5 protein-coding genes are annotated in these 6,919 nt (G+C 67.7%); 1 reads left to right on the top strand and 4 read right to left on the bottom strand.

Annotated features, from left to right (window positions below; genetic code table 11):
• Positions 1–151: 151 nt before the first annotated feature.
• Positions 152–1,162 (bottom strand): serine protease, encoded by a 1,011-nt coding sequence (locus BJG92_RS08740; protein ID WP_232083642.1) that lies wholly within the window; start codon positions 1,160–1,162, stop codon positions 152–154.
• Between the two features lie 246 nt (positions 1,163–1,408).
• On the opposite strand from BJG92_RS08740, the gene BJG92_RS08745 reads away from it, so the two are divergent.
• On the top strand, positions 1,409–3,628 hold the full coding sequence (locus BJG92_RS08745; RefSeq protein WP_232083643.1) for an NADP-dependent isocitrate dehydrogenase: 2,220 nt from the start codon (positions 1,409–1,411) through the stop codon (positions 3,626–3,628).
• A 157-nt stretch (positions 3,629–3,785) separates the two neighbouring features.
• On the opposite strand, the gene BJG92_RS08750 is transcribed toward BJG92_RS08745, so the two are convergent.
• From BJG92_RS08750 to BJG92_RS08760, 3 genes are all read right to left on the bottom strand, one after another.
• Positions 3,786–4,337, bottom strand: coding sequence for a mucin-associated surface protein (locus BJG92_RS08750; RefSeq protein ID WP_232083644.1), 552 nt, complete (start codon positions 4,335–4,337; stop codon positions 3,786–3,788).
• Positions 4,334–5,581: a serine/threonine-protein kinase gene (locus BJG92_RS08755; RefSeq protein ID WP_232083645.1), complete on the bottom strand. Its 1,248-nt coding sequence runs from the start codon at positions 5,579–5,581 to the stop codon at positions 4,334–4,336. The genes BJG92_RS08750 and BJG92_RS08755 overlap by 4 nt, the downstream gene beginning before the upstream one ends.
• A gap of 529 nt (positions 5,582–6,110) precedes the next feature.
• A partial coding sequence (locus BJG92_RS08760; protein ID WP_232083646.1) for a hypothetical protein occupies positions 6,111–6,919 on the bottom strand: 809 nt, incomplete at its 5' end.

A 6,919-nucleotide genomic window follows, 5' to 3' on the forward strand; every position in this document is an offset into this window, starting at 1 on the left:
GTGCAGCGGGGGCCCGGGTGCTGCGGGGGCCGGGGCCGCGCGGGTCGGGCACCGGGGGGCTAAACGGCAACGCGGGGCCACCCTGGTCCATCCCCGCTGCTGGAGATGGGCCAGAAGTAACCCCGCGCTGGTATGGGTGTGGCCGGGTTTCCTACGAGGCAGCCGCGGTGGCGTAGCTCTGCTGGATGACGGAGCCCCAATACGGGCCGTACATCGTGGTGGAGTTGGTGCCGTAGCCGTAGCTGTTGACCGAGTTCTGGTAGCCGGTGGCGCTGGAGCCGATGAACCACGGGCCGCCCGAGGAGCCGCCGGTCATATTGCAGGGGATTCCCTGAGTCATAAACGAGGGGCTGTTCGGATCGTTCTTGGCGGCGCCGGTGCAGCTCTTCAGCGATTCGCCGTTGAAGGGTGCCGCAGCCGGGTAGCCGAAGGACTTGTAGCTCAGGCCGCGGGCGGCATTGAACTGCAGGCCGGAGGCACCCACGACGTCGCTGAGGGTCTTGCCGTTGAGCGGGGACATCACGGCGAAGCCGGTGTCGTACTGCATGTTCCCGGCGGAGCTCCACTGGGTGGGGGCGTACAGGGCCCTGGCCGTCCACTTGCCGTAGGGTGCGGCGCCGTTGAGATAGGCCGGGACAAAGGTGAACTGGGTGGCGAAGGCGCCGGGGCCCTCGTTGACGCAGTGGCCGGCCGTGGCTACGGTGCTTTTGTTCCCGGACGAGATCGAGTTGCCTGAGCACACGTAGTTGGCGCCGCCCAGGGTGAAGAAGACCTTGCCGATGTGTGGGACGGGAGACTCGCTGGCATTTGCCATCGGCTGGATCGGCTGGACCTTCCTGGCCTGCAGCGACGGGGCCGCGCCCTCGACCGTGCTGGGTGCTCCTGTTTCCACCGGGCGGTTCAGGGTTGCCTTGGAGTTGTTCCCGCGCTGCATGGCCTTCCCGGCCAGGACGTCGCCGGGGATCGCGCTGCGCATCCGCTCTTCGGTCCAGTAGTCCGCAGCTCCGGTCTCGACGACGGTATGGCTCGTGACGCCCGAGGAATCGGCCGGTGATGTGCCGGGAGCCGGGGCGGCCGTTGCTGCGCCCGCGGCGCTCAGGGCCAACAGCGCCGCTGCCGACAGGCTGAGGAGACTGGTGGCCAGAGTCTTGGGTGTTCTCATGGTTGTCCTAACCGGTGGAAAGGGTGCGGTCGCTGGTGCGGCGGCCGCTGCGATGGGAACGAAACTACGTCAATTTGACTTATCTGTAAAGCCGCTGTCATATTCTGTCATTGGGTGCTGCAGTGTCATGGAGTTCCGGGCGGCCGACGCCGGTAGGCGGCAACCGGGCTCCCTCGGGTAAGTTAGGGGTGGTCAGATAACACATGATTCCGGAAATACCCAGACCCTCAGGGAGACGCCCTAGCAATGGCAAAGATTATCTATACCCACACCGACGAAGCGCCGATGCTGGCCACCTATTCGTTCTTGCCGATTGTCGAAGCCTTCGCTTCGACGGCCGGTGTGGAAGTGGAGACCCGCGACATTTCGCTGGCCGGCCGCATCATCGCCGCCTTCGGTGACTTCCTCACCGAAGAGCAACGCGTCAGCGATGCCCTGGCTGAACTGGGGGCCCTCGTGAAGAAGCCCGAAGCCAACATCATTAAGCTGCCGAACATCAGCGCTTCGACGCCGCAGCTGAAGGCCGCCATCGCGGAGCTTCAGGGCCAAGGCTATGCGCTGCCGGACTACCCGGACAACCCCTCCTCCGACGTCGAGACGGACATCCGCTCACGCTATGACAAGATCAAGGGTTCGGCCGTGAACCCGGTTCTGCGCGAAGGAAACTCGGACCGCCGTGCACCGCTCTCCGTCAAGGCTTACGCCCGGCAGAACCCGCACAGCATGGGCGCCTGGACCGCCGAATCCAAGACCAACGTCGCCACCATGTCCGCCGATGACTTCCGCTCCAACGAGAAGTCCGTGGTTATCAAGGCCGACGGCAACATCAAGATCCACCTGGTCAAGGATGACGGCACGGTCAAGGTCCTCAAGCGGGCCTTCCCCGTCCTCGCCGGCGAGGTCATCGACGGCACCGTGATGCGCGCCGCGGCCCTGGATACGTTCCTGGCCGCCCAGGTTGCCCGGGCCAAGGACGAGGGCGTGCTGTTCTCCGCACACCTCAAGGCCACCATGATGAAGGTCTCGGACCCGATCATTTTCGGCCATGTCGTCAAGGCGTACTTCGCCGAGCTCTTCGACACCTACGGCGCACAGATCGCCGCCGCCGGCCTGAGCCCGAACAACGGACTGGCCTCCATCCTCAACGGCCTCGCGGATCTCCCCGAGGAGATCCGCGGCGACGTCGAGGCGGCTATCAAGAATGGGCTCAACGATGGCCCCGAGTTGGCCATGGTGGACTCCGACAAGGGCATCACCAACCTGCACGTGCCCTCCGATGTGATCGTTGACGCCTCCATGCCGGCCATGATCCGCAGCTCCGGCCACATGTGGGGCCGCGACGGGCAGGAAGCCGACACACTCGCGGTTCTGCCGGACAGCAGCTACGCCGGCATCTACCAGGTGGTCATCGACGACTGCCGCGCCCACGGCGCCTTCGACCCGACCACCATGGGCACCGTCCCAAACGTCGGCCTGATGGCCCAGGCCGCCGAGGAATATGGCAGCCACGACAAGACCTTCGAGATCCAGTCTGCCGGCACCGTCCAGATCGTCGACGACGCCGGCACCGTGCTTCTCGAGCACCAGGTAGCTCCGGGCGATATCTGGCGCGCCTGCCAGACCAAGGACGTGCCGATCCGCGACTGGGTCAAGCTGGCCGTCACCCGTGCCCGCGCCTCCGCCACGCCCGCCATCTTCTGGCTGGATAAGGGCCGCGCCCACGACGCCCGGATGATCGCCAAGGTCGAGGAATACCTCAAGGAACATGACACCGAGGGCCTGCAGATCGCCATCATGTCACCGAATGATGCCACGGCCTTCACCCTGGAGCGCCTCCGCAGGGGCGAGGACACCATCTCGGTGACCGGTAACGTGCTGCGCGACTACCTGACGGACCTGTTCCCGATCCTGGAACTTGGAACAAGCGCCAAGATGCTCTCCGTGGTTCCGCTGATCAACGGAGGCGGACTCTTCGAGACCGGCGCCGGCGGTTCGGCACCCAAGCACGTCCAGCAGCTGCTGAAGGAAAACCACCTGCGCTGGGACAGCCTGGGCGAGTTCCTGGCCCTCGCCGTGAGCTTCGAGCACCTTGCCACCTCCACCAACAACGCCCGTGCGCAGATCCTGGCCGACACCCTGGACCGTGCAACGGGCACCTTCCTGCTGGAGGACAAGTCCCCGAAGCGCAAGGCCGGCGAGCTGGACAACCGCGGAAGCCACTTCTACCTGGCCAAGTTCTGGGCCCAGGAACTCTCCCGCCAGAGCGACGACGCCGAGCTGGCCGAGGCATTCGCAGCTGTTTCCGGCGCGCTGGACTCCGGGGAGGAGACCATCGTGGGAGAGCTCCTCGCGGTGCAGGGGTCCCCGGTCGATCTGGGCGGCTACTACCGGCCCGATGAAGCCAAGGTCACGGCCGTGATGCGGCCCTCCGCGAAGTTCAGCGAAGTGCTGTCCATGCTGGGCTAACAGCCCTTTCACCGCAAACACGGACGCCCCGCCTCCCACAAGGGAAGCGGGGCGTTTTGCTGCCGTGGCTCCGGGCTGCAGAACCGCCGATGCTGGGGCCGCCGTCGGCTGCCCCGCCGGGTCTTCCGCCCCAGCGCCGCCGGACTGGTGGGTTGCCCTAGCCCTTGCCCTTCTTGCCTTTGGCCTTGCCGCCGTCAGCGGGCGGCAGGGGCGCGACGGCGGGCAGGGGAGCCGGTGCGGCCGCCCGTGCGGCAGCTTCCTGCTCGGCAGCAACGCGGGCCGCTTCTTGTTCCGCGGCAACCAGGGCAGCTTCCTGCTCGGCAGCAACGCGGGCCGCTTCGGCTGCGGCAGCCCGGGCGGCTTCGGCAGCTGCCTGCTGGGCATTCAGGTCCGCTCGGACCGTGTCGACGGACTTCCTGATGCTCTGGTGCCGCTTGAAGGATACTTCCCCGCGGGCTGCGGCCGCGTCCAGGGTGGTCACTAGCTCATCGAGGAGCTTCAGGGAAGCTGCCGGGTCAGATCCGGCCGAGGCCTCTGTCACGGCAAGAACCTGTGACTGAAGCTGCTTGGCTGCCTCCTGCCCCAGCTCCGGAGCGGGAGAACAACCGGCGAGTGTGCCGGCGAGCAAGGCCGCGCTGAGCAGGCAGCCCGTGAGAAGCGCGGCCGGGCCGCTGGAGCGGGTTGTTGCCCGGGGTGCACTCCGGATCATGGTTCCACGCTCTTCTGCAGTTGCTCGAGGTGTCCGCCCAGATCTCCGGTCACGGCAGGATAGTGCACGACGGCGGGTGCCTCCGGGGCGGTGGCGGAGACGACGACGCCGACGGCAGCCGCAACAACCGCGAGGACCGCCACGAGTACCGCAACCTGGAGGCGGCGCCCCGCGGCCCGGAAACGGGCGAGCGCGCGCAGAGGGAAGGACTCACTCCCCGATTCCCCCGCCGCATCCGGGTTCAGCTGGTGCAGGGGGCGCGTCCGGGGGCCGGCGCCGGTTGTGGGGCTGGCGCCGGTTGTGGGGCTGGCTCCGGTAGGGGCCATCAACGGGGACCGGGCAGGCGGCGCGGGCAGTACCCGGGTGTGAACGTCGCTCACCGGCCCGGGCAAAGATCCGGGGGAGACCAGGGCGTGGCGTAACGCCATTTCCAGGTCGGCGGCCGCCGGACGGTCCAGCGGGTCGAGCGCGGTCATGGCCCGGATCAGCTGAGCCCATTCGGCCGGGAGAGTGCCCGGAATGGCGGGAGCGCGGTGGAGCCTGGCCACGGCAGACTCGACGGCGCTGCCGGGATACTCGATCTCGCCCTTGATGCATTCCAACAGGACCAGGCCCAGTGAGTAGATGTCACTGGCCGGACCAAGATCGGCGCCCCGGGCCTGCTCGGGGCTGAGGTACGCCGCAGTGCCGACCATGGTGCCGGTTGCCGTGAGCCGGGTGCCATCCATGATCCGGGCAATCCCGAAGTCCGTGAGCTTTGGCCGTAGCGGCTCTCCGGGGCGGACCGGCGCCAAGAGGATATTTGCCGGCTTGATGTCCCGGTGGATGATGCCCAGCGAGTGCACATAGGCAAGTCCGTCCGCAACGCCGGCGCCGATAACAGACACCTCGTTCAGCGGAAGCGGACTGTGCCGGATCCGGGCCCGGAGGTCCTGGCCGTCCACCAGTTCCATGGTCAGGAACGGCCGTGGCTCCGCCGGGACCCGTGTGTCCGTCCCGGCGTCGAAGAGCGTCACGAGGCTTGGATGATTAAGCGTGGCCAGGAGTTCAATCTCGGCTTCCTGGCGCCTCAGCTCCTCCGGGTCCGCGGACTGCGGAATGAACAGCTTGAGCGCCACCTCGCGGCCGAGATTGACGTCCTTGGCGGCATAGACGGATGCCATGCCGCCCCGGCCGATCACTTCTCCCAGCTGATAGCGGCCGCCCAAAAGCTCGGCCGTGACACTATCGGGCGAAATGTCCACGTTGTCCCGTCCCTTTCCCGTGCGCCCCAGCGGCGCTCCTCAAGAATGATACCGGGACGGGTATCCACCGCCCCCACGGCGCGGCCTGGTCGAACGGCCGCGCAGCCGGGCGGGCACCCGCCGGAGTTGGTGAAGGCCGTTGAGTCCCCCAGCGGACCCAACGACTTCGCTCCGGCGGTCAGGGGACCGTAAGCGAAGCGACTGGCATCGCTAGGGCGGGTGTTCCTCGTGTTGCCGTGGGCATTTTCGCTTCGACGGCAGCAGAGGTGCAGCCGGGGGCCGGGACCGCGCTAGAGGAAGCGGGAAGCCTGCCCGAAGCGAGTGCTTGCGCGCCGACTGCGGAGCGAAGGACTGCAGAGCCAAAGACGGGCGAGCAAAAGACTGGGGAGCAAAAGACCGGGGAGCAAAAGGGGTGCCGGAAAACCGGTCGCGGACGGTGGTGTCCATGGGGGGAATCTCCTGAATGACTGGTGACGGGCGCCCAAGGCAGCCCGATTGGCCGTGCTCTGTGGAGGGCAGAGACGGCTAACTAGTCAGGGGAGGATCCGGGGTCGGCAGAGACGGCAGAGTGCTCGTGCTGCAGGGGACCGCGGATTGCGTCGGCGCCGGCCGTGGGGATCACCAGATACAGGTTGGGAATCCAGGCTGCAGCGCCAGAGGGGCCGTTGGAGGAATGCATGTTTCCGGATCCCGAGCCGGGGGCCGCGGGCAGGGCATTGGGTGCGGGCAGACCTGTCCCTCCGTGCCACGGGTTCGGGTCGTCATGGCCGGCAGGGGGCTTCGTGTCCCCGGCACCGCCGGCAGGGAGGACGGGCGGGGCTGCGGGGGGAGCGGTGGACGCTTGTTGGGCCCCGGCCAGCTGATCGGCGGAAGGATCGGGCGCAGGCGCGTAGCCGGAATTGGCCATGCGGGAGTAAGGCTCAAGGCGGCCTTCTGCCGTGCTCGGCTGCTCAATGGCCACAGCCACGGGAGCGGCCACACTGACGACCCCGCAGTCAGCGGCCGTCGCCGGGGCGCCGGTCACTCCGGCACTCGCCATCGGCAATGCCGCGGTACCGCCAGCCAGGCCCGGGTCGAGGGGAAGGATCACGGGGTCCGCCGCCGGAATCACCACGAGTTCGGGAATGGGAACGGGAACCGGAACGGGAACCGGAAGCCCGGGTGCAGCAGGAAGTGCCGGGTCGATGACCGGCAGGCCGGGATCTGGCAGGACCGGAACAGCAGGAAGCGCGGGGTCCGGGCCGGGAAGGATCGGGCCCGGCGATGGCGTGGGGGCAGGCATCGAGGGGTCCGGCGATGGCGTGGGGCCCGGCGATGGCGTGGGGGCAGGCATCGAGG

Source organism: Arthrobacter sp. SO5 (genome assembly GCF_020532805.1).
Lineage (GTDB): Bacteria > Actinomycetota > Actinomycetes > Actinomycetales > Micrococcaceae > Arthrobacter.